General features: G+C 67.6%; 27 protein-coding genes and 1 pseudogene. 17 read left to right on the top strand and 11 right to left on the bottom strand.

Going from position 1 to position 24,844, the window contains the following annotated elements:
- A complete protein-coding gene (locus ACGF7Y_RS16480) occupies positions 1-594 on the bottom strand; it encodes a TetR/AcrR family transcriptional regulator (RefSeq protein WP_393234366.1) in 594 nt (197 codons plus the stop codon).
- Positions 595-671: 77 nt separating this feature from the next.
- Here ACGF7Y_RS16480 and ACGF7Y_RS16475 point away from each other — a divergent pair, with 77 nt between their 5' ends.
- The 4 genes from ACGF7Y_RS16475 (at position 672) to ACGF7Y_RS16460 (ending at position 3,856) form a co-directional block, all read left to right on the top strand.
- Entirely contained in the window at positions 672-1,136 is a 465-nt protein-coding gene (locus ACGF7Y_RS16475; protein ID WP_393234363.1) for a cupin domain-containing protein, read from the top strand.
- Between the two features lie 173 nt (positions 1,137-1,309).
- The gene (locus ACGF7Y_RS16470; protein WP_393234360.1) at positions 1,310-1,765 is read left to right on the top strand and encodes a MarR family winged helix-turn-helix transcriptional regulator; all 456 of its coding nucleotides are present in this window, start codon (positions 1,310-1,312) and stop codon (positions 1,763-1,765) included.
- Positions 1,765-3,012 carry an MFS transporter gene (locus ACGF7Y_RS16465; protein WP_393234357.1) on the top strand — a complete coding sequence of 416 codons (1,248 nt, stop codon included), beginning with the start codon at positions 1,765-1,767 and terminating at the stop codon, positions 3,010-3,012. Before ACGF7Y_RS16470 ends, ACGF7Y_RS16465 begins: the two co-directional genes overlap by 1 nt.
- Positions 3,013-3,103: 91 nt before the next feature.
- Positions 3,104-3,856 (top strand): DUF427 domain-containing protein, encoded by a 753-nt coding sequence (locus tag ACGF7Y_RS16460; protein ID WP_393234354.1) that lies wholly within the window; start codon positions 3,104-3,106, stop codon positions 3,854-3,856.
- Positions 3,857-3,992: 136 nt separating this feature from the next.
- Here the strand turns inward: ACGF7Y_RS16460 and ACGF7Y_RS16455 are convergent, their stop codons facing one another.
- Entirely contained in the window at positions 3,993-4,910 is a 918-nt protein-coding gene (locus ACGF7Y_RS16455; protein WP_393234352.1) for an AraC family transcriptional regulator, read from the bottom strand.
- A 96-nt stretch (positions 4,911-5,006) separates the two neighbouring features.
- Here ACGF7Y_RS16455 and ACGF7Y_RS16450 point away from each other — a divergent pair, with 96 nt between their 5' ends.
- Both ACGF7Y_RS16450 and ACGF7Y_RS16445 read left to right on the top strand, forming a co-directional pair.
- On the top strand, positions 5,007-6,077 hold the full coding sequence (locus tag ACGF7Y_RS16450) for a saccharopine dehydrogenase NADP-binding domain-containing protein (protein WP_393234349.1): 1,071 nt from the start codon (positions 5,007-5,009) through the stop codon (positions 6,075-6,077).
- 7 nt (positions 6,078-6,084) lie between these two features.
- A complete protein-coding gene (locus ACGF7Y_RS16445) occupies positions 6,085-6,495 on the top strand; it encodes a cupin domain-containing protein (protein WP_393234347.1) in 411 nt (136 codons plus the stop codon).
- 6 nt (positions 6,496-6,501) lie between these two features.
- Here ACGF7Y_RS16445 and ACGF7Y_RS16440 read toward each other — a convergent pair whose 3' ends face one another.
- The 3 genes from ACGF7Y_RS16440 to ACGF7Y_RS16430 form a co-directional block, all read right to left on the bottom strand.
- Positions 6,502-7,320 (bottom strand): MBL fold metallo-hydrolase, encoded by an 819-nt coding sequence (locus ACGF7Y_RS16440; protein WP_357038300.1) that lies wholly within the window; start codon positions 7,318-7,320, stop codon positions 6,502-6,504.
- 170 nt (positions 7,321-7,490) lie between these two features.
- Positions 7,491-7,823, bottom strand: coding sequence for a hypothetical protein (locus ACGF7Y_RS16435; protein ID WP_393234345.1), 333 nt, complete (start codon positions 7,821-7,823; stop codon positions 7,491-7,493).
- A complete protein-coding gene (locus tag ACGF7Y_RS16430) occupies positions 7,823-9,022 on the bottom strand; it encodes a Rieske 2Fe-2S domain-containing protein (protein ID WP_393234342.1) in 1,200 nt (399 codons plus the stop codon). Before ACGF7Y_RS16430 ends, ACGF7Y_RS16435 begins: the two co-directional genes overlap by 1 nt.
- 198 nt (positions 9,023-9,220) lie before the next feature.
- Here ACGF7Y_RS16430 and hsaA point away from each other — a divergent pair, with 198 nt between their 5' ends.
- The 6 genes from hsaA to ACGF7Y_RS16400 are packed head-to-tail and all read left to right on the top strand — an operon-like array spanning position 9,221 to position 13,498.
- Positions 9,221-10,384 (top strand): 3-hydroxy-9,10-secoandrosta-1,3,5(10)-triene-9,17-dione monooxygenase oxygenase subunit, encoded by a 1,164-nt coding sequence (gene hsaA, locus ACGF7Y_RS16425; protein WP_063049346.1) that lies wholly within the window; start codon positions 9,221-9,223, stop codon positions 10,382-10,384.
- A 9-nt stretch (positions 10,385-10,393) separates the two neighbouring features.
- Positions 10,394-11,272 (top strand): 4,5:9,10-diseco-3-hydroxy-5,9,17-trioxoandrosta-1(10),2-diene-4-oate hydrolase, encoded by an 879-nt coding sequence (gene hsaD / locus ACGF7Y_RS16420; protein ID WP_062968805.1) that lies wholly within the window; start codon positions 10,394-10,396, stop codon positions 11,270-11,272.
- Positions 11,272-12,177, top strand: a complete 906-nt coding sequence (gene hsaC / locus ACGF7Y_RS16415) for an iron-dependent extradiol dioxygenase HsaC (protein ID WP_357119877.1) — start codon at positions 11,272-11,274, stop codon at positions 12,175-12,177. Before hsaD ends, hsaC begins: the two co-directional genes overlap by 1 nt.
- A 20-nt stretch (positions 12,178-12,197) precedes the next feature.
- Positions 12,198-12,770 (top strand): 3-hydroxy-9,10-secoandrosta-1,3,5(10)-triene-9,17-dione monooxygenase reductase subunit, encoded by a 573-nt coding sequence (gene hsaB, locus ACGF7Y_RS16410; protein WP_040864689.1) that lies wholly within the window; start codon positions 12,198-12,200, stop codon positions 12,768-12,770.
- 51 nt (positions 12,771-12,821) lie between these two features.
- Entirely contained in the window at positions 12,822-13,097 is a 276-nt protein-coding gene (locus ACGF7Y_RS16405; RefSeq protein ID WP_393234337.1) for a type II toxin-antitoxin system Phd/YefM family antitoxin, read from the top strand.
- Entirely contained in the window at positions 13,094-13,498 is a 405-nt protein-coding gene (locus ACGF7Y_RS16400; RefSeq protein ID WP_393234334.1) for a type II toxin-antitoxin system VapC family toxin, read from the top strand. Before ACGF7Y_RS16405 ends, ACGF7Y_RS16400 begins: the two co-directional genes overlap by 4 nt.
- Before the next feature lie 32 nt (positions 13,499-13,530).
- On the opposite strand, the gene ACGF7Y_RS16395 is transcribed toward ACGF7Y_RS16400, so the two are convergent.
- Entirely contained in the window at positions 13,531-14,388 is an 858-nt protein-coding gene (locus ACGF7Y_RS16395) for a 3-hydroxyacyl-CoA dehydrogenase (protein WP_393234331.1), read from the bottom strand.
- 559 nt (positions 14,389-14,947) lie between these two features.
- Here ACGF7Y_RS16395 and ACGF7Y_RS16390 point away from each other — a divergent pair.
- Together ACGF7Y_RS16390 and ACGF7Y_RS16385 are read left to right on the top strand one after the other, a co-directional pair.
- The gene (locus ACGF7Y_RS16390; RefSeq protein ID WP_393234329.1) at positions 14,948-15,511 is read left to right on the top strand and encodes a YdeI family protein; all 564 of its coding nucleotides are present in this window, start codon (positions 14,948-14,950) and stop codon (positions 15,509-15,511) included.
- A gap of 184 nt (positions 15,512-15,695) precedes the next feature.
- On the top strand, positions 15,696-16,871 hold the full coding sequence (locus ACGF7Y_RS16385; protein WP_393234327.1) for a lipase family protein: 1,176 nt from the start codon (positions 15,696-15,698) through the stop codon (positions 16,869-16,871).
- Between the two features lie 67 nt (positions 16,872-16,938).
- On the opposite strand, the pseudogene ACGF7Y_RS16380 reads toward ACGF7Y_RS16385, so the two are convergent.
- Positions 16,939-17,073: pseudogene (locus ACGF7Y_RS16380) on the bottom strand (4-hydroxy-2-oxovalerate aldolase); the annotation flags it as partial.
- Positions 17,074-17,242: 169 nt separating this feature from the next.
- On the opposite strand from ACGF7Y_RS16380, the gene ACGF7Y_RS16375 reads away from it, so the two are divergent.
- Together ACGF7Y_RS16375 and ACGF7Y_RS16370 are read left to right on the top strand one after the other, a co-directional pair.
- Positions 17,243-17,824 (top strand): hypothetical protein, encoded by a 582-nt coding sequence (locus ACGF7Y_RS16375; RefSeq protein WP_393234325.1) that lies wholly within the window; start codon positions 17,243-17,245, stop codon positions 17,822-17,824.
- Positions 17,825-17,846: 22 nt separating this feature from the next.
- Positions 17,847-18,290, top strand: a complete 444-nt coding sequence (locus tag ACGF7Y_RS16370) for a hypothetical protein (protein ID WP_393234323.1) — start codon at positions 17,847-17,849, stop codon at positions 18,288-18,290.
- Positions 18,291-18,437: 147 nt separating this feature from the next.
- Here the strand turns inward: ACGF7Y_RS16370 and dmpG are convergent, their stop codons facing one another.
- The 4 genes from dmpG to ACGF7Y_RS16350 are packed head-to-tail and all read right to left on the bottom strand — an operon-like array spanning position 18,438 to position 22,816.
- Positions 18,438-19,475 carry a 4-hydroxy-2-oxovalerate aldolase gene (gene dmpG, locus ACGF7Y_RS16365; RefSeq protein ID WP_393234322.1) on the bottom strand — a complete coding sequence of 346 codons (1,038 nt, stop codon included), beginning with the start codon at positions 19,473-19,475 and terminating at the stop codon, positions 18,438-18,440.
- Positions 19,476-19,487: 12 nt separating this feature from the next.
- Positions 19,488-20,396, bottom strand: coding sequence for an acetaldehyde dehydrogenase (acetylating) (locus tag ACGF7Y_RS16360; RefSeq protein ID WP_393234320.1), 909 nt, complete (start codon positions 20,394-20,396; stop codon positions 19,488-19,490).
- 10 nt (positions 20,397-20,406) lie between these two features.
- Positions 20,407-21,192, bottom strand: coding sequence for a 2-keto-4-pentenoate hydratase (locus ACGF7Y_RS16355; RefSeq protein ID WP_393234317.1), 786 nt, complete (start codon positions 21,190-21,192; stop codon positions 20,407-20,409).
- A 1-nt stretch (position 21,193) separates the two neighbouring features.
- Positions 21,194-22,816, bottom strand: a complete 1,623-nt coding sequence (locus ACGF7Y_RS16350; protein WP_393234668.1) for an FAD-binding protein — start codon at positions 22,814-22,816, stop codon at positions 21,194-21,196.
- A 105-nt stretch (positions 22,817-22,921) separates the two neighbouring features.
- Between ACGF7Y_RS16350 and kstD the strand changes: the two genes are divergently transcribed.
- Positions 22,922-24,628, top strand: a complete 1,707-nt coding sequence (gene kstD / locus ACGF7Y_RS16345; RefSeq protein ID WP_195066623.1) for a 3-oxosteroid 1-dehydrogenase — start codon at positions 22,922-22,924, stop codon at positions 24,626-24,628.
- Positions 24,629-24,844 lie beyond the last annotated feature (216 nt).

The raw sequence follows: 24,844 nt of genomic DNA, 5'->3' as shown, positions 1-24,844 counted from the left end.
TCACTCGTTCGAGCGTCTACCGGCCGCGCCGGGGCGCAGGCCGTCCAGAACGATCTCCACGAACCGCCGCCAATCACCGCTACCGCTGCCGATCGTCGCGGACATCGCGCCGACGATCATGTAGACGTCCGTCACCGTGCAGTCGTCGCGCACCGTCCCGGCCGCCCGATCCCGCTCGACGAGCTCGCCGATCACCTCCTCGAGCCTGCTGCGCGATTCGCCACGCGGCGCGCTGCCCGCCGACTGCCGCGCCGCCTCGATGGCCGCCGACAAGCCCCGGTCGGCGGTCAGCACCTCCCCTACGTGGCGCAGATAGCGGGCGAGCCCTTCCCCCGGCTCGGCACGCAGGCATTCGGTGCGGGCGAAATCCTCGATCTCGGCGAAGCGCTGCGCCGCCGCTGCCTCGATGAGGTCGGCCTGGGTGGGGAAATGGCGGTAGACGGTACCGATACCGACCTCCGCGGCGCGAGCGATCTCGGGCAGTTGCACCGCACTGCCGCGCTCGGCGAACAGCGTGCGAGCCGCAGCCAGGATGCGGGCGCGGTTGAGCGCGGCGTCCGCGCGTCGCGGGCGGGGCGATGGTGGCCTTGACACCGGCGATCCTTCCATGTTTACCCTTCAACCGGAATCGGAATCCGATTCCGTTTCATGTCATCGAAGGGTAGCAGTTCATGTCCCACAAACGTTTCCGCGTCCTGAACCCAGGCGAGGCACGGGCCGGGCGGGTGCCGTTGCCGCCCGCCTTCGCGGTGAAAGCCACCACCGCCGACACCGAAGGCAGGTTCTCCCTGCTGGAGGTGACCCTCGCGCGCGATATCCCCCGGCATACCCATCACGTCGCCGACGAGTGCATCTACGTACTCGAAGGCACCCTCGACGTCGAATTCGACGATCGGACGCTCTCCGCGACCCGAGGCATGTTCGCACTGCTGCCACACGGCGTGCCCCACGCCCTGCGCTGCGGGTCGCAGCCACCGCCACGAGTACTCCAGATCTCCTCCCCCGGCGGCTGGGAGTGCTACCTGGAGGACCTCTTCGAAGCCGGTGCGTCGGTGCTGACCGATGGAGCGCTGGACCCGGTGAAGATCAATCCGATCGCGGCGAAATTCGACATCCGCTACGAGGAAACGGCTTGATCCGTTCGATCGCGCCTGTCGGACAACACCTTCGACGCCAGTGCGGTTCACCTGCGATAGCCCCGATGGAGCCGGTCGCTCCACCGGGGCACCCCGCTTCGGATCATGTGGCCGACTTCACCGCCAATAGATAGTTAGCCTATGTAATAATATTTCCTGTGCAGCAAGCTCAGGTGAACGCAGCGGATGACATCGTCGTCGACCTTCTCGTCACCGCGGGCAGGCTCACTCGGCTGGCCGGGGTGATCAGCGGCGACGACCTGCCGCGCGCGATGTTGCGGGCACTGGCGGTGCTCGACGAACACGGAGCGCTGCGGGTCAGCGAATTCGCCAGGATCGACCGATGTTCACAGCCTGCGGCAACGGCGCTGATCGGCAAGCTGGTCGCGGAAGGTTTCGCGAGCCGGCGCAAGGACCCGGAGGACTTCCGGGCCGTGATCGTCGAACTCACCCCGGCCGGGCGGGCCCGTCTGGCCGAGTTCCGCCGAGCATTCGCCGCCGCGATCGGCGGACATCTTCCCGGCTTCGACGCCGAACGCCTGGCGCGGCTGGACACCGAATTACACGACTTGCTGGAGGCCTTGAAAACGGCTACGCGACAGCACGATCCGATCTCGAGGGGACATTGATGAGCACCTTGGCTCCCACCCGCGCCGCGGCCCCTGCCGCGGACGACACCAAGCAACCGAAAGCCGTCTGGGCGGTCGCGTTCGCGAGCGTGATCGCGTTCATGGGCATCGGCCTGGTCGATCCCATTCTCAAACCGATCGGCGAACAACTGCACGCCTCACCTTCCCAGGTGTCGCTGCTGTTCACCAGCTACATGCTGGTCACGGGCGTGGCCATGCTGATCACCGGCGTGGTGTCGAGTCGCTTCGGCGCCAAGAAGACGCTGCTGGCGGGCCTGGCGATCATCATCGTGTTCGCCGCGCTGGCCGGCATGTCCGACACGGTGGCGCAGATCGTCGGCTTCCGCGCGGGCTGGGGTCTGGGCAACGCGCTGTTCATCGCCACCGCGCTGGCCACCATCGTCGGCGCGGCCAGCGGCGGCGTGGCCCGCGCGATCATCCTGTACGAGGCGGCGCTGGGCATCGGCATCGCGACCGGCCCCCTGGTCGGCGGCGTGCTCGGCGGAATCAGCTGGCGCGGACCGTTCTTCGGTGTCTCGGCGCTGATGGCCGTCGCGCTGGTCAGCATCGTCGTCCTGCTTCCGGAAGGCCCCAGGCCGGCCCAGCGCACCTCGATCACCGCGCCGTTCCGCGCGTTGCGCCACCGCGGTCTGCTGATCGTGAGCATCACCGCCCTGCTGTACAACTTCGGCTTCTTCACGCTGCTCGCCTACACCCCGTTCCCGCTGGACATGGGCACCTACGCGATCGGCTTCATCTTCTGCGGCTGGGGAGTGCTGCTGGCGATCGCGTCGGTGTTCCTGGCTCCCCGCTTGCAGCGCCGGTTCGGTTCGCTGCCGATGATGGGACTCTCCCTGGGGCTGTTCGCGGTGGATCTGGCGATGATGGCCGTCTTCGCCGAGCACAAGCCGGTGCTGATCATCGGCACCGTGCTGGCGGGCCTGTTCCTCGGCGTGAACAACACGCTGATCACCGAGGCCGTGATGATCTCGGCGCCGGTCGAGCGGTCCACCGCTTCGGCGGCCTACAGCTTCGTCCGCTTCGCGGGCGGCGCCGCCGCGCCCCACCTCGCGGGCAAGCTCGGCGAGCACAGCATCGCACTGCCGTTCTGGGTGGGCGCGGCATGTACCGCCGCCGCGGTGGTCGTGCTGATGGCCGGGCGCACCGCCTTGGCCCACCTCGACGACCACGATCCCGCACCGCACAGCGTCGAGGAAGCCCAGGCCATCACGGTCGGCGACGACTGACCCGATACCCGCCGGAGGCAGCCACCACCGTGGCTGCCTCCGGCGTTTCCGCCCCTGGCGCCTGCCGGTGCGAGGAGTACGGTCGAGAAATATGACCGAAGCGAAGCGGGGCCGCGTCAGCGTCGAGACCAGTCAGAAGCGGGTGCGCGTCTATCTGGGCGGTCATCTCGTGGCCGACAGCGCGCGGCCGGTGCTCGTGTGGGAGAACCCGCACTATCCCGCCTACTATCTGCCGGTCGCGGATCTGCGCGCGAAGCTGGAACCGAACGGACATACCCAGCACTCCGCCAGCCGCGGCGACGCGACCGTCTACGACGTCATGGTCGACGGCACGACGGCGGGCGGCGCTGCGCTGCGATATCACGACTCGCCGCTCACCGAATTGCGCGATCTGGTGCGGTTGGAGTGGAACGCGATGGACGAGTGGTTCGAGGAGGACGAGCCGATCTACGTCCATCCGCGCAACCCGTACTCGCGCGTCGACATCCTGGCCAGCTCACGGCATGTGCGGGTGGAGATCGACGGCGTCACCGTCGCCGACTCCCGTGCGCCGCGCATCCTCTTCGAAACCGGTTTGCCCGCACGGTATTACCTGCCGATGACCGATGTCCGCATGGACTTGCTGCACCCGTCGGCCACCCACACCAGCTGCCCGTACAAGGGCACCGCCGACTACTGGACCGTCCGCGTCGAGGGCAAGGAGTATCCCGACTACGTCTGGGGCTACCGCACGCCGCTTCCGGAGAGCCAGAAGGTCGCCGGACTGGTCTGCTTCTACAACGAGAAGGTCGACATCTACGTGGACGGTGAACTCCAGGAACGCCCGCGCTCGCCGTTCAGCTGAGTTCGGCGACAGCCCGCCCGGCTCGTTCGCGCCCGAAGGGCATGCGGGAGTGTCGGCTTCGATCCGCGCCGGGCAGACCACATGGTCCGGTCGGGTACGACGGCGCCCCTCACACACCTGAGTGCGGACAGGTCGGTCACACCGCGACCAGAGGCGTGTCCTCACCCATGCGGCGGTATTGCCCCGGCGCCAAGCCGTATTCGCGCTTGAAGGCTTTCGCGAAGGCGAATTCGGAGGTGTAACCGACCCGGCGAGCCACGGCGCCGAGACTGCCGTCGGTGTCGCGGAGCAGGCGGGCGGCGGTGAGCATGCGCCAGCGGGTGACGTAGGCCAATGGCGGTTCGCCGACCGTCGCGGTGAAGCGGCGGGCGAGGGTCGCGCGGGAGACGCCCGCGATGTCACCTAGATCCGTCACGGTCCATGCTCGCGCGGGCTGCTCGTGCACGGCGCGCAGCACCGCGGCCACCGCGGGGTCGGCGAAAGCGCCCGCCCAGCCGGAGGATCGCACATCGGCCTGCTCGTCGAACCAGGCGCGCAGAATGAACAGCAGCAACGTCTCGAGGATCGCGGGCACGGCCGCGTCGCTGCCCGGACGCGGCTCGGCGATCTCCGCGGCCAGCAGGTCGACGGCGCCGCGCAGCGCCGGATGACGCCCCGGCCGCGCGGGCAGATGAATGAACTCGGGCAGCTCGTCGAGGATGGGGTGGCTGCGCCCGCGTCCGAGCTCATAGGCGCCGCACAGCAGCGCGGTCCGGACGCCGGGCCCCACGATCTCCCTGGGCTCGCCGGGCAGCGCGGTCTCGGTGACCGGGCTGTCCATGCTGTCCACCAGGTCGTGGTCGGCCCCGCGCGGCATGAACAACACGTCCCCCGCACCGAGCGCCATCGGCTCACCGTCGGTCGGCACCACCCAGCACGAGCCCTGCAAGACGACGTGGAAACCCGCGCCGGGCACCACGGGATATCGGCGGCCCCACGGCGCGTGCCGGATGAACAGGCCGGAGGTGGGGCTGCCGGTGCGGATCGCCGCGATGGCCTCGCTGAGGATGTCCACTTGTATACCGTAACACTCTTGCCGTGAGCGTTTTGGACAAATTATTGCGCTTTATAAACATTGGTCTACTCGACTGATGGCAATAGATTCGTTCTCATGACATCAACCGAAGCCTCCCCCGTCATCGCCGTCTACGGCGCTACCGGACACACCGGCGGTTACTTGCTCGAGGAACTGCGCCGCCGCAACCTCGTCCCGATCCTGGTCGGCCGCGATGCCGATCGCATCCGCGCCGCCGCCGATGCGGCGAACCTGCCCGACGCCGATGTCCGGGTCGCCGATCTGACCGACCACGCGGCCCTCGTCACCGCGTTCACCGGAGCCGACGTGGTGATCAGCAGCCTGCCCGCCTACGTGGAGCACGGCGCGGCGGTGCTCGCCGCGGCCATCGACACCGGCGCCCACTACACCGACATGTCCGGCGAGCAACTGTTCCTGAAACGGGTCTTCGACGAGTTCGGCCCGCGCGCGGCGGCGGCGGGCGTCACCGTGGTGTCCGGCATCACCGACAGCAATCTCCCTGGCGATCTGCTCGCTCACCTCACCACGCGCCGGGTGACCGGCCCGGCCGAGGTGGTGCTGAGCCACCTGAGCAACAGCGGCGGCAACGGTTCGAAAGGCAGCGCCAAGACGGTCTTCGCCAGCTTGGACTGGTTCCGCGGCGGTGGCTGGCACTACGCCGATGGCGAACTGCGCACCGGCGCGACCGCGCGCCACGACAAAATCACCTTCCCCGGTCACACCGAGCCGACCGCGGTCGCGAAATTTCCGCAGCCCCCCGTGCTCACCATCCCCCGGCACTCGGACGTCTCCTACGTCGAAGGCGTCCTCGCCACCTCGATCCTCGGCACGCTCAGCGGGTTCACCGCCGAACTCATCGACGCGCTACCCGACGCGCCCAGCGCGGACCTGCGCTACGACCTCGTCGTCGACGCGTTCGGCGCGGACGGACATCGCGTCCGGGGCGTGCTCAGCGGCGTCGACTCCTACCGCGATTCGGCGCTGATGGCGGTGGAGACAGCCGTCCGGCTGACCGAGGACGCCGCCGCACCGGGGGCACTGGCGGCCGCCGAGGCGTTCGACGCGACCGACTTCCTCGACGCGCTCGCTCCTTTCGGCATCACCTGGCGTATCGAGGAAACCGATCGCGGCGGTGATCGGGCATAGTCGAACGATGACCGACAACCGGCCGCCGCTCGCCGTCGCACTCGATCTCGCGCCGCACCCGGAGGGCGGCTGGTATCGCGAAACCTGGCGCAGCCCGGTGGAATTCACACCGGAGGGCTACCCGGGCCCGCGCTCCGCCGCCACGGCGATCCATTTCCTGCTGTTGCCGGGCGAGCAGTCGGCCCCGCACACCGTGCGCTCCGACGAGCTGTGGCTCTGGCATCGCGGCGGGCCGCTGGCTCTGGACATCGGCGGGGAGGTGGTGATCCTCGGCCCCGATCTGGAGCGCGGTCAGGCGCTCCAGGTCGTGGTGCCGGGTGGCGTCAGCCAGTCGGCGCGACCGGCCGGCTCGGAATACGTGCTGGTCAGCTGCATCGTCGCGCCGGGATTCGACTTCGCGGACTTCCGGCTGGACTGAGCGGGTTCAGCGCACCGGCATGGTGGCGAATTGGGCGAGTTCGTGCGGGTCGTGGGCACTGAACATCCGCACCCGGTCACCGTGGTCGGCGCGCAGTGTGCGCAGCCGCTCCAGATTCTCCACCCGCTCGCGGCCCAGCGTGCTCGCGAGGATCTCGAAGACGCCGAGCCCGACCGGCGGGCGCGACCTTCCCGCTGCCAGCTGCCGGTGGTGGAAATAGGCGTCACCGCAGTGCAGCAACCACCCGTCGCTCTGCCGGACCGCGACGCCGCTGTGCCCGCGGGTGTGCCCGACCAGCGGAATCAACATGATGTCCTCGAGCACCGGGACGGCGGTGAAGCCGAACCAGGTGTCCGCACCGGTTTCGTGGGCAAGCCAGCGCGGGCCGTGCTCCCACTGGCGCGGCTGGTAACGCAGTTTCTCCCCGAGGGTGGGACGCTGGATCGCCGCGTCGAGTTCGTCGGCGAAGACGTGCACTGTCGCGTCGGGGAAATCGGACAGCCCGCCGGCGTGATCGATATCCAGATGGGTCAGCACGATGTGCCGGACGTCCTCGCGCCGATAGCCGAGCCCGCGGATCTGGTGCAGCGCGGTGAGTTCCGGACGCAGCCGAGGTCGCAGCAATTGCGCGGTGCCGGCACCGAGCCGGCCGCGGTCGAGCACGTCGGCCATGCCGAACCCGGTATCCACCAGCACCAGCCCGTCATCGGATTCGACGAGCAGGCAATGGCCGACCAGCCCGCCGGTCAGCAGCCCACCGCTGCCCAGCAGCGCGCGCCCGCCGACCGGGCACATGGTCGCGCAGTCCAGATGCCGCACCAGCATCGCGGAAACTCCCTCCTACGGCGCCGGATCGGACGTGGTCCGTTCCGGCACGAAGGTCCTTTTTGTTCCCGTCAACGTAGCCCGAGCACGACTCGCCCGCGACAGCACGGTCACCGCCACGGCGATCGGCGGGCAAACCGAGCCGCGCCGACCGCCCCGGAATACCCCGCCTACTCGGGGATTTCGAGCACGCCCTCGTCCACGGCCCAGGCGATGGTGCGCTCGAGGTTCGGACACGAGTCGGGGCGGCCCGGTCCGTGACCGCTCGCACTGAGTTCGGCGAAAACCGGGCAGCGCTCGGCCGGATCGCCGGTCCACTGCACCGAGGTCTGGTGCGGGCTGCTCTTGCGCACCAGCACCTGACTCTGGCAGGCCTGACACCGCAGCGGGGTCAGGCCGTCCTCCAGATAGCGCTGCTGGTCGACCACCGTCTGGGCGCGCACTTCGGCTCGCCGAGCGGGCTGGTCGGCGAAATCGGGTGCCTTCGCCCAGGTGGCCGACATCAGACGCTTGCCTCGGCTTCCTCGGACTCGCGCTTGCGCCGCAGGTTCTCGGCGACCTCGGCCTCCCACGCCTCGTTCGCCTTGGTGGTGTCCACCTCGAACTCGAAACGCTGGGTCATCTTCTCGGTGACGTCGGCCAGGTCGACGTAGAACTGGTCGTACCAGCGACGCAGCTGGTAGACCGGTCCGTCCTCCTCGCACAGCAGCGGATTCTCGACCTTGGACTTGTGCTTCCAGATCTCGACGTCCTGCAGGAAGCCGACGCTGATGCCCTCGGTCATCTTCTCCGCCAGCTTGGTCGCCATCTCGCCCTCGACGCCCTTGGGTTTCTCCAGCGTGATGCCCCATTGCAGGACGAAGGAGTCCTGGGTGACCGGATAGTGGCAGTTGATCAGGACGCTTTTGACCTCGTAACCGCTGTAGATGTTGATCAGCGGGTTGATCATGTACGAGGGCCCGAAGTAGGAGGCCTCGGACTTGAGCAGTGTGTCACCCCCGTACTTGGAGGCCATGCCGATGTCCGGCCTGCCTTTGGTCTCCAGGAACTGGGTGGCGATGTGCCCCTCGAAGACGTTCTTGAAGTACGTCGGGAAGGCGAAATGGATGTAGAAGAAGTGGGCCATGTCGACGACGTTGTCGATGATCTCGCGGCAGTTGGCGCCCTCGATCAGCATCGAGTTCCAGGTCCAGTCGGTCCAGCCGCTGTCGAGCTGCTCGGTGGGATTGCCGTCCGCGTCGGTGTAAGGACCCTCGATGTGCGGAATCGTGATCTCCGGCGGCGGCTGGCTGCCCTCGTGGTCGTGCCAGACGAACAGCTGGCCATTGCGCTCCAGCGTGGTCCACTTCCTGGTGCGCGCCAGCGGCGGCACCCGGCGCGCGTACGGAATCGCGGTGCACTTGCCGTTGGTGCCCGACCAGCGCCAGTCGTGGAACGGACAGGCGATGTCGTCGCCCTTGACCTCGCCCATGCTCAGGTCGCCGCCCATGTGCCTGCAGTAGGCGTCGAGCACCCGCAGTTCACCGTTGCTGTCGGCCCAGACGACCAGCTTGGTGCCGAAGATGTTCACCGCGTGCGGCTTGCCGTCCTGGAACGTCTTGGCCAGACCCAGGCAATGCCATCCCCGCGCATAGCGGGTGGGTGCGGTGCCGACATCCAGCTCCCGTACCTTCGCACCGCCGCCCTGTGGGGTAACTGCCATCGCGATTCCTCCTCCATCTGTACTAGAACACGTTACAAAACTGGCGCTCTAGGCGCCAGCGATTCACCTCACTTCCTGCATGAGCGCATGTCCGGGTAGGGGTGAACACCGGTTCTCGACATAAATAGGAACCTGTTCTAGTCTCAGAGGCAAATGAGATTTCGGACATCAACCGACCAGGCAGGAGCAGGTCCCGAGATGACGCAAGAAGTGACCGAACGGGTCGAAGCGCTGTTGCCGACGTTGCGCGAACGCGCACAGGAGGCCGAGGACCTGCGGCGCATCCCCGACGAAAGCATGAAGGCGTTGCAGGAGACCGGCTTCTTCCGGTTGCTCCAGCCCAAGCAGTGGGGCGGTCACGCCGCCGATCCGGTGGTCTTCTACGACACCGTGCGCAAGATCGCCAGTGCGTGCGGGTCCACCGGCTGGGTGGCGGGCATTGTGGGCGTGCACAACTGGCACCTCGCGCTGTTCGCGCAGCAGGCGCAGGAAGACGTCTGGGGCGAGGACACCGAAGTGCGGATCTCCTCCTCCTACGCACCGATGGGCGCGGGCACGGTCGTCGACGGCGGCTACCTGGTCAACGGCGCGTGGGCCTGGTCGTCCGGCTGCGATCACGCCACCTGGGCGGTGCTCGGCGGCCCGGTGATCAAGGACGGCAAGCCGGTGGATTTCGGCAGCTTCCTCATCCCGCGCGACGACTACCGCATCGATGACGTGTGGAACGTCGTCGGCCTGCGCGGCACCGGTTCCAACACCGTCGTGGTGAAGGACGTGTTCGTGCCGTCGCACCGGTTCCTCAGCTTCCGTGCCATGAGCGAGCTGAAGTCGCCCGGCCTGGAACAGAATCCGGACCCGGTCTACAAGATGCCGTGGGGCACCATCCATCCCACCACCATCTCCACCCCGATCGTCGGCATGGCCTACGGAGCCTACGCGGCGCACGTCGAGCATCAGGGCAAGCGGGTGCGCGCGGCCTACGCGGGCGAGAAGGCCAAGGAGGATCCGTTCGCCAAGGTGCGCATCGCGGAGGCGGCCAGCGATATCGACGCCGCGTGGCGGCAGCTGTCGGGCAACGTCGCCGACGAGTACGCGCTGCTGGTGGCGGGCGAGGAGATCCCGTTCGACCTACGCGTGCGGGCCAGGCGCGACCAGGTGCGCGCGACCGGTCGTTCGATCGCGGCGATCGACAAGCTGTTCGAGAGCTCCGGGGCCACCGCGCTGGCGAACGGCACGCCGTTGCAACGCTTCTGGCGCGACGCGCACGCGGGCCGGGTGCACGCGGCCAACGATCCCGAGCGCGCGTACCTGATGTACGGCACCCACGAATTCGGCCTGCCCGTCACCGACGGCATGGTCTAGGAGGACGGCGTGACCTCTACCGCGGAACTCACCGCCGAATCGACCTCGCGCTACGCGCAGGTGCGGCCCGACCTGCGGCTGCACTATCACGAAGCGGGCGTGGGCAACGGGCCGACGATCGTCCTGCTGCACGGCGGCGGGCCCGGCGCGTCCTCGTGGTCGAACTTCGCGCGCAACATCCCGGTGCTGGCCGAGCACTTCCACGTGATCGCGGTGGACCAGCCCGGCTACGGCCGCTCGGACAAGCCGACCGAGCATCCGCAGTACTTCGTGCACAGCGCCTCGGCCCTGAAGGATCTGCTCGACCACCTGGAGATCACCACGCGGGTGCACCTGCTGGGCAACTCGCTCGGCGGCGGCGCGGCGGTCCGGTTCGCGCTGGACTACCCGGATCGGGCAGGCAAGCTGATCCTGATGGGTCCGGGCGGGCTGAGCACCAATTTGTTCGCGCCCGACCCGACCGAGGGCGTGAAGCTGCTTTCCAAGTTCAATTACGAGCCGACCAGACAGAACCTGGAGGCGTTCCTGCGCATCATGGTCTTCGACCAGTCGCTGATCACCGAGGAGTTGATCGACGAGCGGTTCGCCTCGGCGAGCACGCCCGAAGCGCTGGCCGCGACCCGGGCGATGGGCAAGTCGTTCGCGAGCGCGGACTTCGAGAAGGGCATGCTCTGGCGCGACGCCTACAAGCTGCGCCAGCCGGTGTTGCTGATCTGGGGTCGCGAGGACCGGGTCAACCCGCTCGACGGGGCGCTGGTGGCGACCAAGGTCATCCCCAGGGCGCAGTTGCATGTTTTCGGCGGATGCGGACACTGGGCACAGCTGGAGAAGTTCCACGAATTCAACCGGCTCGCGATCGATTTCCTCGCGGGCGTCAAGGAGAAGTGATGGGCATCCGTTCACTGGGATATCTGCGCATCGAGGCGACCGACATGGCCGCCTGGCGGGAGTACGGCCTGAAGGTCCTCGGCATGGTCGAGGGCAAAGGCGCCCACCCCGGCGCGCTGTACTTGCGCATGGACGAGTTCCCGGCCCGGCTGGTGATCGTCCCCGGCGAGAAGGACCGGTTGCAGATCTCGGGCTGGGAAACCGCCAATGCCGAAGAGCTGCAAGACATCCGCAACCGGCTGGACGCGGCGGGCGTGCCCTTCAAGGAGGGCACCGCCGCCGAACTGGCCGATCGCCGGGTGTACGAGCTGATCCGGTTCGACGACCCCTCCGGCAACACACTGGAGGCGTTCCACGGCGCGGCGCTGGAGCATCGCCGGGTGGTCAGTCCCTACGGGCACAAGTTCGTCACCGAGGAGCAAGGGCTCGGGCACGTGGTGCTCAGCACCAAGGACGACAAGGCGGCACTGGAGTTCTACCGCGATGTGCTCGGCTTCCGGCTGCGCGACTCGATGCGGCTGCCACCGCAGATGGTCGGGCGCCCGGCCGACGGCGAGCCGGCCTGGTTGCGTTTCTTCGGCTGCAACCCGCGCCACCACTCGCTGGCCTTCCTGCCCATGCCGACGCCGAGCGGCATCGTGCACCTGATGATCGAGGTGGAGAACGCCGACGACGTGGGGCTGGCCCTGGACCGCGCGCTGCGCAAGAAGGTCAAGATGTCGGCGACGCTCGGACGGCACGTCAACGACAAGATGCTCTCCTTCTACATGAAGACGCCGGGCGGCTTCGACGTCGAATTCGGTTGTGAGGGCCTGGAAGTGGACGACCACGACTGGATCGCGCGGGAATCCACCGCGGTGAGCCTGTGGGGCCACGACTTCACCGTCGGACAGCGGCAGCAGTGACCGAGAGGGCGAGCGAAACGATGACCGCGGACGGATCCGGGATCGATCCACGGCAGTTCCGGAATGTGCTGGGGCAGTTCTGCACCGGGATCACCGTGATCACCACCTTCGACGGCGATCAGGCCCCGGTCGGCTTCGCCTGCCAATCGTTCGCCGCCCTCTCCCTCGAACCACCCCTGGTGCTGTTCTGCCCCACCAAGGCGTCCCGGTCCTGGGCGGCGATCGAGAAGACCGGGCGTTTCTGCGTGAACGTCCTGGCCGAACAGCAGCGCGAACTGTGCGCCCGCTTCGGCTCCCGCGAACCCGACAAGTTCGCCGGCGCGGCGTGGCACACCTCCGACCGCGACCTCCCGGTCCTGGACGAGGCCCTCGCCACCATCGAGTGCACCGTCGACAGCGTCGTCGACGGCGGCGACCACTACATCGTGATCGGCCGGGTCCAAGCCCTCTCCGAAACGACCACCACCGGCCGCCCCCTGCTGTTCTACCGCGGCCAGTACACCGCCATCGAACCGGAGAAGACCACCCCGGCCCCGTGGCGCGCGGACCTGGAGCACTTCCTCACGACGACCACCTTGGACACCTGGTTGTAGTCCCTCGATGGGTGCGTAGCCCCCAATGCTACAGCGGGCTACACTCGGATCATGAAGGTGATCACGCAGCGGGAGTTCCGCAACAACTCAGCGGCGGTCATGAACGCGGTCGAGGCCGGGGAAACGTTCCGCGTAACCCGCAACGGAGTCGAGGTCGCCGAGGTCCGACCTGTTGGCCGCAAGCGGCGCCGTACCGCCGAAGAAATCGTTGAACGGCATCGCAAGCTTCCACATGTCGACTACGCCCGCATGCGGCAAGAGGCGGACGAGTTCTTCGGAACGGAAGATCGAGTCGGCGACGACGATGCTTGGGGATCCCGCGCATGACCGAGCGACACGCGTCGGGCATATTGGACACCTGCACTTACATCGACCTGTACGTGCTCGATCCCGCGTCTTTGCCGGAGATACCCGAGATCACGGCGATCACAATGGCCGAATTGCACCAAGGGGTTGCCATGGCGAAAGACACCGCCACACGGGCCGCACGATCTGAGCAACTGGGCGCTGCCATCGTGGATTTCGATCCACTGCCGTTCGACGAGGACGCCGCGACACGCTACGGCACGCTGGTAGCGCTCACCTCGGCCGCGAAGCGCGACCCGCGGCCCCGCCGGATGGATTTGCTCATCGCGGCAATCGCGTCAGCGCGCGGGTTACCGCTGTATACCCGCAACAGCGCAGATTTCCGCGGGCTGGAAAGCATGCTCGAGATCGTCGCGGTCTAGCGCATAAGGCGGTGCATGTCACCCGCACCGGCTCAGTACTTGTAGAAACCCTCGCCGGTGGCGATGCCGAGCTTGCCCTTGTCGATGTAATTCTCCTTCAACCACTGGGCCAGCCGCTGGGAGTCCGCGTCCTCGTTGTTGACCAGGATGTTGTACGGCGTGGTCAGACCGATGATGTCGAGGATGCGGAACGGCCCCGCCGGTGCGCCGGTGCCGATCTGCCAAGTCTTGTCGACCGCTTCGGGATCGGCATAGCCGCCCGCCGCCAGGCTCATGCCAGCGTTGAGCAACGGCACCAGCAGCGAGTTCAGGACGTAACCTGCCTTCTCCTTGTGGATTTCGATCGGCACCATGCCGATCTTCGAGGCGAAGTCGACCACGGCTCGGTACACCTTCGGGTCGGTGTCGGTCGTGCCCATGATTTCGGCCGTGTTGAAGTGCCACACCTGATTCGCGAAGTGCAGCGCGAGGAACCGATCCGGGCGGCCGGTGAAGTCTTTCATGGCGCTGGGCAGCAGGGTGGAGGAGTTGGTGGCGAAGATCGTGCGCTCCGGTGCGACCTGGCCGAGCCTCTCGTAGGTCTGCCGCTTGATGCTCAGCACCTCGGGAATGGCTTCGATGACCAGGTCCGCGTCCTGCACCGCCCGAGCCAGATCGGAACTCAGCGCGATGCCGGCGGCGGTCTGCTCCGCCTTGCCGTCTCCGCCGCCGGGCACCTGCTCGCGGTAGACCGCCGTGAGCTTGTCGAGTCGCTCTTCGGCGGCGGCCAGCGCCTTGTCATCGATGTCGTATGCCGTCACCTCGAAACCGCGGAAGGCGGTCTGGAAGGCGATCTGCGACCCGAGCACCCCGGTGCCGAGGACGGTCACCTTGCGAATATCGATGGTCATACGTTTCTCCTCTCGACTGTGTGGCCGCGGTCGCGGGCCGGGCCGCCGACGGATACACGACGGCAAACACGCTACGCCGCCGATCGCTCGACGATCACCGCCGCCTCGGCATGCGTCCGGATTCCGCGCCGACCGCGAGGGCGGCGCGCCGTCCTGCCGCCGGAGATGACCCTCGGGTCCGGTCTCGCGAATGACAATGGTGCACACCGGGCCGCCTGACCGAGGACTACGAAGATGTCGTGGTTCTCGGCTCGCAGCTATTCGGCGGCAGGACGGGAAGAACTTCGGCCGAGCACGCCCTCCGCGCGGCCGGCTGGGTCGAGGTCGCGGAGGTGCGGCCGGGCGGCACCGAACCGCCGAAGAACTGGTTGAACGACATCGCGAACTTCCGCGTGTCGTTTACGCCCAGCTGCGGCAAGAGGCCGACGAATCCTGGGCGCGGCGAAATCCGAGATCACCGCGCCTTCCCGTGGCACTCGACGGGTGAAGTGCTCACATGATGAGCACTTTGGGTCGGAGGATGGGGTGTGCAGACAACGCCGCATCTCGGGAGGGCACCATGGGTCAGTTGGATGAAGCTGGAATTCTTATCTGCGCCGATGTCGCGCAGTGGGAGGAGTGGCTCGCGGCCAATCACCACCGGGCTGCCGACGTCTGGCTGAAGATCGCCAAGAAGGGGGCGGCGGGCACGACGATCAGCAACGGCGAGGCGCTCGACGGCGCGCTGTGCTTCGGCTGGATCGACAGTCACCGCCGCGGCCTCGACGCCGACCACTACCTTCAGCGATACTCGCCGCGGCGTTCGAAGAGTCCTTGGTCACAAGTCAACGTCGCCAAAGCCGAAGCGCTGATCGCCGCCGGACGCATGCGTTCACCCGGGTGGGCCGCCATCGCCGCCGCCCGGTCCGATGGCCGCTGGCAGGCCGCCTACGCGCCCCAGCGCACCGCCACCTGTCCCGGCGATCTGACGGCCGCTCTCACCGAGAACACCCGCGCACGAGCCCGTTTCGACCAGCTCGACCGCACTGCGCGGTACGCGGTGTTCCTGCGGCTGATGAAGGCGCGGACGTCCGCAGAGCGCGCTACCCGGCTGCGCCGGATCCTCACGGAGTTGAGCGGATAACCGCACTCGCCGTGACGGGCGGGCCACACTGCGTTCCGCGCTCCCGCCGTTGCCGTACGCGCGGGGTTGTGCACAGCCGTGCACAACCGCGGATGTGAGTAACGTCGTCGGCTCCTGCGCATCGGCGAACTCGAGATATATTATGCAGCAAGCCTATTCGGGGCGGGTCCGCGAAGGGAAGCCGATGCTCACCAACTGGTTCCGCCGTGGGGCCACGATCCCCAGGCCACGGCGCTCGATAGCACTCGTGCTCGCCGGGGTCGCCATCGCCACGGCGGAGACGACCGCGCATGCCGACGAAATCGACCGGAGCGCAGCCACAACAGCGGGACCGGGGTCGGTGGTCGGTTCGCACGAATTCCCGGGCGGGTGGGGCGACATCGAGCCCGCCAGGTTTCTCGAGTACGTCACCGAGGGCCCGACGGGAGCACCGACGACGGCGACCGGGGTGCTCGCGACACCGGCCGGGCCCGCGCCGGTGGACGGCTGGCCCATCGTCGCCTGGGAACACGGGACCAGCGGCCTCGGCCCGGCTTGCGGGATCAGCACGAATCCGCGATACGACGCGCCCGTCGTCCGGCGGCTGCTCGAGCAGGGGTATGCGGTCGTCGCACCGGACTACGTCGGTCTCGGGGCGGGCGCGGCCACCGTGCACCCCTACCTCCATTCGCGCACCGAGGCCACGGCGACCGTCGACCTCGTGCGCGCCGCCCGGCACGTCGAGCCCGCGCTCGGCCGCAGGTGGGCGGTGACCGGCGTCTCGCAGGGCGGGCACGCCGCGCTCAACACGGGCGAAATCGCCGACCACTACGCTCCCGAACTCGAATTCCGCGGCACGGCGGCGCTCGCGCCGCCGTCCAATATCGAGAAGATCCTCGCCGCGGCCGGGCCGTACGTACCCGCGATTCCCGGCTTCGACGGCTTCACCGCGGTGTTCGCCGCTCTGTTGGACGGGGTGCGCCTCGGCGCTCCCGACGCGGTGGCCTCCGTCCTGACACCCGCCGGCACGCAGGCGCTCGCTCGCATCGACCGACGGTGCCAACCCGACTGGCCCGCCGCGGTCGAAGGCGTCTCGATCGGGGCGATGCTCGACCGGCCGGTGGCAGGCAGCCCCTTGGCCGACGCCCTCACCCGCTACCTGCGAGTGCCGGTCTCCGGATATCACCAGCCGCTGTTCCTCGCGCACGGCACCGCCGACGACACCGTTCCGCTCGCGCTCACCCAGGTGCTGCTCGCTCAATTCACCATTGCCGGAACGAAATACGAGTTCCACAGCTACAACGCCGACCACGAAGGGATCGTCGACGCCGCTTGGCCCGACGTGCTGTCCTTCCTCGCGGGTGTCCTCCCGCCCAACTAACCGAAGCGCACCAGACACCACGGGCCGCGAACGGTAGTTTCGTTCGCGGCCCGCTCAGTTCGACCGGTCAGGCGGTGACGATCGCCTTCTCTCGCTGCAACTCCAGCGCGATGTCGATCAGCTGATCCTCCTGGCCGCCGACGAGTTTGCGCTTGCCCGCGCGCACGAGCATTTCGGCGGCCGAGACGCCGTAGCGCTCGGCGTGCTCGAGTCCGGCGGGTACCTCGCCTGCGATCCCGCGCAAGCGTTATGGACGACTCCAAGAAAATTTCGGGATCGATGGAACCGCGCCCGTGCTTGAAGCGTCAAAGCCTTGCAGACAGAAGAGCTTTCGGACTTCAAGCAAGGAACACACGATGAATCATGTATACATGGCCGTCGCCGCGCGGTCGATCCAACACATCTCGACAACCCCCAATTCAGCGGAGGTAGCACCCACAGGAGCCGTGTTCAACTCGGGTATCAGCCGCCGCATCAAACCAGCATCCCGTGACAGCATCGGAAGGATAGGCATTCGTCGGCGCTGGCGACCCCTGGCACTGGCGGCGATGGCGATTGCCTGCTCCATTGCTGGTCAAGTCGCACTCCCTGCTGTCGCGGAGGCTACCCCTCCGCTATGCCTCGACTACCAACAAAAAACCGAGCATGGAACTCTCAAATCTGAAATCAGGCCATACAATGGCGATCCAATCGGCTACTACACATGGTGGTGGTTCATCAAAGATTTAAGCCACCGACCCGGTGAATACGAGTGGCATTTATTCGTCAATAGGTCGCCGATAAGCAGAATACAAAAATCAGAGAAGGATGATATGCTCCATTTTGGACAAGCGCGTTACCGTAACGGAAAGAACATCTGGAAGAGCGGCGACGTGCTACATGTGGACGGCCTCCATACGGCGCCGGATGGGACCGTCTACATCACACCACTCAACGAATGCACAGTCCCGTAACAGCAGTGGCAGGATAGAGGACGTGGACATAGATGACGCCGTTCGAGGCGCAAGGCTGCTCGCCTCCGACATCGAAACTTCGCTCGGATTTGCGGTGCATGTAGACACCGGAATTACCGATAAATGGCGCACGTTCAGCGATCGGACCGGAAGCCCAGCGCCGAAGGCTCTGGTGAGAATTGCTGTGCCTGATGCCGGCACTACCGCGGCCCTCGACCCCACCGAACCAGGCAGCGCGACCGCAGAGGAGTTCGCGATGGAACTGGCTCTGATTCTGCAGGACGATATCCAGATCCATATTCGGGAGCCGTGGCCCAAGGACCCGACCACCAGTGGGCGGTCATTGGAACCGACCGAACGCGGATGGCAAAGCTCGCGGAATAGAGCGTATCTCGTGCAGTACGGACAACTCGGACACTCCGCTGATCAGCCGGAGCCGCGCGACGATGTTGCCACTGATACGTAGCTGGTTTCCGAGTCGGGAGTATGTTGGCGGTCCATAGTGGGTGGGTGCTGAAGCAAAGTCGAAAGAACGCCAAACGTCAGTGGTTCGCTCGTGGTCGGACCGGGCCGCGAACGGTAGTTTCGTTCGCGGCCCGCTCAGTTCGACCGGTCAGGCGGTGACGGTCGCCTTCTCTCTCTGCAACTCCAGCGCGATGTCGATGAGCTGATCCTCCTGGCCGCCGACGAGCTTGCGCTTGCCCGCGCGCACGAGCATTTCGGCGGCCGAGACGCCGTAGCGCTCGGCTTGGCGCTCGGCGTGCTTGAGGAAGCTGGAGTAGACGCCCGCGTAGCCCATCATCAGGGCCTGGCGGTCGAGCAGGCACTCCTGGGGCATCGCCGGGCGGACGACGTCTTCGGCCGCGTCGGCGATGGCGAAGAAATCGATGCCGGTCTTGACGCCCAGCTTGTCGCACACCCCGACCAGCGCCTCGACCGGCGTATTGCCCGCGCCCGCGCCGAAACGGCGTGCGCTCCCGTCGATCTGAGTGGCGCCCGCGCGGATGGCGTAGACCGAGTTGGCGACGGCCAGATCAAGGTTCTCGTGGCCGTGAAAGCCGACTTGGGCGTCGTCACCGAGTTCGGCGACCACCGCCGCGACACGGTCGGACACCTGTTCCAGCACAAGCGCTCCGGCGGAATCGACGATGTAGACGCACTGGCATCCGGCGTCGGCCATGATGCGCGCCTGCTTGGCCAGCACCTCCGGCGGCTGGGTGTGCGACATCATCAGGAACCCGACGGTCTCCAGCCCGAGCTCGCGCGCCAGGCCGAAGTGCTGGATCGACACGTCGGCTTCGGTGCAGTGAGTGGCGACGCGGCAGATGGACGCGCCGTTGTCTTGGGAGATCTTGATGTCTTCCTTCACCCCGACGCCGGGCAGCATCAGCACGGCGATCTTCGCCCGCTTCGCCGTCTCGGCCGCGATGGTGACCAGTTCCTGCTCCGGCGTCTTGGAGAAGCCGTAGTTGAACGACGAGCCGCCGAGGCCGTCGCCGTGGGTCACCTCGATGACCGGGACACCCGCGCCGTCGAGCGCGGCCACGATGTCACGGACCTCGGTGGCGGTGAACTGGTGGCGCTTGTGGTGGGATCCGTCGCGCAGCGAAGTGTCGGTGACGCGGATGTCGAGTTCTGCTGAGTAGGCCATGTCGAAAGCTCCTTACACCCGGGCCGTGACGATCTGTTCGGCGATGACCTCGCCGACCTGCGTCGCGGCGGCGGTCATGATGTCGAGGTTGCCCGCGTACGGGGGCAGGAAGTCGCCCGCGCCCTCCACCTCGACGAACACCGACACCTTGGCCATCCCGCCGGAGACCACCGAGGGCTCGTCGAACTGCGGCTCGTTGAGCAGCCGGTAACCGGGGACATACCGCTGGATGTCGGCGACCATCCGGTGGATCGACTCGGCGACCGCGTCGGTGTCGGCGTCGTCGGGGATGGCGCAGAAGATGGTGTCGCGCATGATCATCGGCGGCTCGGCCGGATTCAGGATGATGATGGCCTTGCCACGCTGCGCTCCGCCGATGGTCTCGACGCCGCGGCTGGTGGTCTTGGTGAACTCATCGATGTTCGCCCGCGTGCCGGGGCCCGCCGAGACCGACGACACCGACGCGACGATCTCCGCGTACGGCACCGGGACGACGCGTGACACCGCGGCGACGATCGGAATCGTCGCCTGGCCGCCGCAGGTGATCATGTTGACGTTCGGCGCGTCGAGATTCGCGCCCAGGTTCACCGGCGGAACGACGGCGGGGCCGACCGCGGCGGGAGTGAGGTCGACGGCGCGGATCCCGGCCTCGGCGTAGCGCGGGGCGGCGGCGCGATGCACATACGCCGAGGTCGCCTCGAAGATCAAATCGGGCAGCTCCGATTGCCCGAGCAGCCAGTCCACGCCCTCGTGCGAGGTTTCCAGCCCGAGTCCGCGCGCCCGCTTCAGGCCCTCGCTGTCGGGGTCGATCCCGATCATCCAGCGCGGCTGGATCTTCTCCGAGCGCAGCAGTTTGTAGAGCAGATCGGTGCTGATGTTGCCGGACCCGACGATCGCGGCGGTGACGGTCCCGTTGGACACGACAGCCTCCCTAGGTGAATTGCAGACGGACAGAGCCGAGTCCGGCGAACTCGGCGTGGAACGCATCGCCCGGACGGGCGTCGATCGCGCGGGTGCACGAGCCGGGCAGCACGATGTCACCGGCCTTCAACCGGACGCCGAAGCTCGCGACCTTGCGCGCCAGCCAGGCCACCGCGATCACCGGGTCGCCGAGCACGGCGTCGCTGCGGCCCTCGGCGACCACCTCGCCGTTGCGGGTGAGCACCGCGTCGATGGCCTTGATGTCGATGTCCTCCGGCGCGACACGCTCGGCGCCGAGCACGAAACCGGCGGAGGACGCGTTGTCGGAGATGGTGTCGGCCAGGCCGATGTTCCAGTCCTTGATTCGCGAGTCGATCAGTTCGATCGCGGGTGCGAAGCCGACCGTGGCGGCGAGCACGTCCGCTTCGGTGCATTCCGCGCCGGGCAGGTCGGCGCCGAGCACGAACCCGACCTCCACCTCCACCCGGGGAAACAGGTAGCGGCCCGCCTCGACCGGAACATCTTCGTAGACTTCCATTTCCGCGAGAAGATGCCCGTAATCGGGTTCGTCCACGCCCATCATCTGCTGCATGGCCTTCGAGGACAGGCCCACTTTGTGCCCGACCACGCGCGCGCCCGCGTCGAGCCTGCGCCGGATGTTGATCAGCTGGATCTCGTAGGCGTCGACCACATCGATGTCGGGGTGGCGGGCGATCAGCGGATCGATCGCGACCCGTTCGCGCTCGGCGCGCTCGAGTTCGTCGGCCAGTTCGGTTCGTACCGCGTCGGACAGCACGCTAGTTTCCTTCCGTTGCTTTTTCGAGCGCCGAGACCTGCTCGCCCGCGGCGGACCGGCCTGCCCTGCGGCCGGAGAAGATGCAGTCCGACAGCGACAACCCGCTGACGTAGGACCTGGAGCAGACACCGATCGCGGTGCGTCCGGCCGCGAAGAGCCCTGGGATGTCGTCGCCCTCGGCCGTCTTGACCGCGCCGGTGCGCTCGTCCACGACGACGCCGCCGAGGGTGAGCATGGGGCACGGGTTGGTCAGGCTCGGTTTGATGCCCACATCCAACAGCCAGAACGGGCCGGTGCGGACCGGATTGGTGAACTCCGCGGGCTTGCCGACCGGATCGGGGGCTCCGGTCTCGATCGCGGTGTTGTGCGCCTCGACCGTCGCGCGCAGCCCGGCGGGGTCGATGCCCGCCTTCGCGGCCGCCTCTTCCAAGGTGGCGCCGCGAATCGCGGTGCGCCGCATCGTTTCGAACTGCCCGCGCTGGAACCAGGCGCCCTGTTCGCCGATCTGCCCGATCGCGGTGCGCATCAGCGGGTCGTCGGCCAGCAGCCAGCCCTTACCGTCGTGCTCGGTGATCAGCGCGTTGCCCACCGCGGCGCCGTAGCGCGTCTCGTCGATCACCCGGCGACCGGCGGCGTCCACCAGCAACGCGCCGGTGAAGGAGCTGGGCGGGAGCAGGAAGCGCCAGGCGGAGACGTTGTCCATGTGGTCCACCGCCGCGCCGGCCTGCTGGGCCATCAGGATGCCGCTGCCGTCGTCGGCGGTGGTGCCCAGGGCGAGACCACCGTGGAAGGCGGGCGCGTACTGCCGCACCATGTCGCGATTGGCGATGAATCCGCCCGCGCTGAGCACCACCCCGCGCCGCGCGAGAACGCGAATCGTGCTGCCGTACCGGCGTTCCAGCCGGTCCAGCCGCTGTTCCAGCGCTCGCCGCAGCGGCGGGTAGTAGATGCCCGGCTTGGCCGCGACCTTCGCCATGCGGGTGTAGCGATCGCGGACCCGGCCGGGCGCGTCACGCAGCGTGTTGCACTCGACGCCGATGACCGCGCCCGCCGCGTCGGTGATCAATCGGGTCACCCGGGTGAGGGTTTCCACCCGGACGCCTGCGCGGGACGCCGCGGCGGCGAGCGGTCCGGTGAGCTTCTTGCCCGAGGTGCCCCTGCCCTTCACCCGATGGCCGCGCTGGGCGGCCGGGATGTCCCGGAACGCGCCGGAGATCTCGCTGCCGGAGTAGTAGAGGTAATAGCGGTCGTTGGGGTAGGAGGTCTTGTATGGGCACAGCGAGGCTTCGAACGGGACGCCGTGCGCCTTCAGCCACTCGATCAGCTGCGGACTCTCGTCGACGAACTTGCGCAGCGTCTCCGGGGTGACCGCGTCGCCGACCTCGCGCTCCAGGTAGGCATACATCGCCTCCGGGGTGTCTTCCACCCCCGCCTCCCGCTGCACCGAGGTGCCGCCGCCCGCGTAGATGATGCCGCCGGACAGCGCCGACGTCCCACCTCCGGCGAACCGCTCGAGCACGAGCACCTGCGCGCCCGCCGCGGTCGCTTCCAGCGCGGCCGCCGCACCCGCGGCGCCGTATCCGACCACCACAACGTCGGTGGCCAGGTCCCATTCGAGGCCCATGTTCTTAACTCCGGTCTGAAACTGAAACAAGTTTCCTCGACAAACGGAACGTCGAGCAAGTCTTCTGCCACACAACATAGACCAATGGCGCGTCCATTCTATAACGTGTTCTACATGACTGATCGGGAATACGACGTGGTGGTGGTCGGCAGCGGCGCCGCCGGCATGACCGCTGCCCTCACCGCGGCCCACAACGGCCTGAGCGTGGTGGTCATCGAAAAGGCCGCGCACTACGGCGGGTCGACCGCGCGCTCCGGCGGCGGCGTGTGGATCCCGGGCAACAAGGCGCTGCGCGCGTCCGGTCGGCCCGACGACCGCGAGGACGCACGCACCTATCTGCACAGCATCATCGGCGACGTCGTGCCCGCCGAACGGATCGACACCTACATCGATCGCGGCGCCGAAGCGCTGGACTTCGTGCTCGATCACTCGCCGCTGAAGATGACCTGGGTGCCCGGCTACTCCGACTACCATCCGGAGGCGCCGGGCGGGCGGCCCGAGGGTCGCTCGTGCGAGCCCAGGCCGTTCGACACGAAGATCCTGGGCGACGAGCGGTTCAACCTGGAGCCGCCGTACGCGAAGGCTCCGCTGAACGTAGTGGTCATGCAGGCCGACTTCGTCCGGCTCAATCTGATCCGGCGTCATCCGAAGGGCATGCTCCGCGCGATGCGCGTCGGCGCGCGCACCTACTGGGCCAAGTTCACCCGCAAACACATCGTCGGCATGGGGCAGGCCATCATCGCGGGCATGCGCAAGGGGCTCATGGACGCGAACGTGCCGCTTCTGCTGAACACCCCGATGACCGACCTCGTCGTGACCGATGGCGTCGTCACCGGCGTCCAAGCGCTGCACGAGGGCGAGCCGGTCACCTTCACCGCACGCTACGGCGTCGTCCTCGGCAGCGGCGGTTTCGAGCACAACGCGGAAATGCGCACCAAATACCAGCGCCAGCCCATCACCACCGAGTGGACCACCGGCGCGGCCGCCAATACCGGCGACGGCATCCAAGCGGGCATGGCGGCGGGCGCGGCCATCGGTTTCATGGAGGACGCTTGGTGGGGGCCGACCATCTTCAAGGGCGGCAAACCGTGGTTCGCGCTGGCCGAACGGAATCTGCCCGGCAGCATCATGGTGAACGCCGACGGCAAGCGATTCGGAAATGAGTCCGCTCCTTACGTCGAGGCAGTGCACACCATGTACGGCGGCGAGTACGGGCAGGGTGAGGGGCCGGGCGAGAACATCCCCGCGTGGCTGGTGTTCGACCAGCGCTACCGGAACCGCTACATCTTCGCCGGGCTACAGCCCGGTCAGCGTTTTCCATCCCGGTGGATGGAAAACGACTTCATCGTCAAGGCCGACAGCATCGAGGAATTGGCGGGCAAGATCGGCGTGCCCGCCGAGGAGTTGGCAGCGACCGTCACCCGGTTCAACGGCTTCGCCGAGACCGGCAAGGACGAGGACTTCGGCCGTGGCGACAGCCACTACGACCGGTACTACGGCGATCCGACCGTGCGGCCCAACCCGTGCCTGGCCGCGCTGGTGGAGGGTCCGTACTACGCCGCCCAGATCGTGCCGGGCGATCTGGGCACCAAGGGCGGGCTGGTGGCCGACACCGCCGGGCGGGTGCTGCGCGAGGACGGCAGCGCCATCGAGGGGTTGTACGCCTCCGGCAACTGCTCCACACCGGTGATGGGCCACACCTACGCCGGGCCCGGCGCCACCATCGGCCCCGCGATCGCCTTCGGCTACCTCGCCGTGCTGGATATCGTCGAGCGCAAGAAGGACCAGCCCGCCGCCATCGCGGGGGCGTGAGACGAGAACGCGGTACGAACCACGGCTCACAGGCAGTGCCCGCCGGAATGCGCTCGGCCCGCCTCGCGATCCATCCACAGGCCGATGCGTAGCCGCTGAACGGTCCCGCGGAACGGACGACGCACTGGCGGGCCGGTGTCCCGGAAGCGCAGGATCGGACCCGGGCGCCGTCGAGTTCCGGCGCGGCCTCGCTCGCGGCGCGGGCGGGCCGGATCC

This window comes from Nocardia sp. NPDC047654, from assembly GCF_043205035.1.
In the GTDB taxonomy this organism is placed as follows: Bacteria; Actinomycetota; Actinomycetes; order Mycobacteriales; family Mycobacteriaceae; genus Nocardia.
Note: the sequence above shows the minus strand (reverse complement) of the source record. Positions and strands in the feature narration are given on the sequence as shown.